This window comes from Gordonia desulfuricans NBRC 100010 (assembly GCF_001485495.1).
Taxonomy (GTDB): domain Bacteria; phylum Actinomycetota; class Actinomycetes; order Mycobacteriales; family Mycobacteriaceae; genus Gordonia; species Gordonia desulfuricans.
Map to the genome: position 1 here is coordinate 1 of NZ_BCNF01000233.1, position 924 is coordinate 924.

Genomic DNA, 924 nt, shown 5'->3' on the forward strand with positions numbered 1-924 from the left:
CCCTAGTGGTGTGTCTCTGAATTAGTTGGCTACTTGTTCGAGTGTTGCGCGTGCGCGGGCAACTTTGGCGAGGATGGATTCGGCGGTGGCGGTCCATACGTAGGGCTTCGGATTGTCGTTGTGCGCGTGCATGTATGACTCGATACTGGCGATCAGCTCGGGCACGCTGGGGAAGATCCCGCGGCGGATGTTCTTGTCGGTCAGCTCGCGGAACCAGCGCTCTACCTGGTTGAGCCACGATGATGAGGTCGGGGTGAAATGGAAATGAAACCGCTTGTGCCGCTTCCTCCATTTCTGCACGTTCGGGTGTTTATGGGTGGCGTAGTTGTCCAGGATCAGATGCACCTGCAACCCGGCCGGGACCTGACGGTCGATGGTGTTGAGGAACGTGATGAACTCCTCGTGCCGGTGACGCGACAGGCACTGGCCGATCACGGTACCGGTGAGCACGTCCAACGCAGCGAACAAGGTGGTCGTGCCGTTGCGTTTGTAGTCGTGGGTCATGGTCCCGGCGCGACCGGCAACCATCGGCAGCGACGCTTGGGTCCGGTCCAATGCCTGGATCTGGGACTTTTCATCCATACAGAGCACGATCGCCTTCTCCGGCGGGTTCAGATACAACCCGACCACATCGATCAGCTTCTCCTCGAATCGGGGGTCATTGGATACCTTGAACGTGTCGACTCGATGCGGTTTCACGTCGAGATCCGACCAAATCCGTTGCACTGTAGAAGAACTCACCCCCACTCGCTGCGCCATCGTCCGACACGACCAATGCGTCTGCCCCGGCGGTGTCGTGGTCGTGGTCAACCGCACGATCTCGGCGACCGTCTCCGCGCTGATCGACGACCGTCGACCCCGGCCCTTGCGAATCACACCCAGACCGGCCAAACCGTCCTCGCCGAACCGGCTCCGCCAGGCCCG

At 60.8% G+C, this 924-nt stretch carries 1 protein-coding gene; it reads right to left on the reverse strand.

What is annotated here, in order from left to right; translation table 11 throughout:
- Window positions 1–21 precede the first annotated feature (21 nt).
- Window positions 22–924, reverse strand: a 903-nt coding sequence (locus GD1_RS24025) for an IS630 family transposase (protein ID WP_059040038.1), incomplete at its 5' end; no start/stop codon positions are given.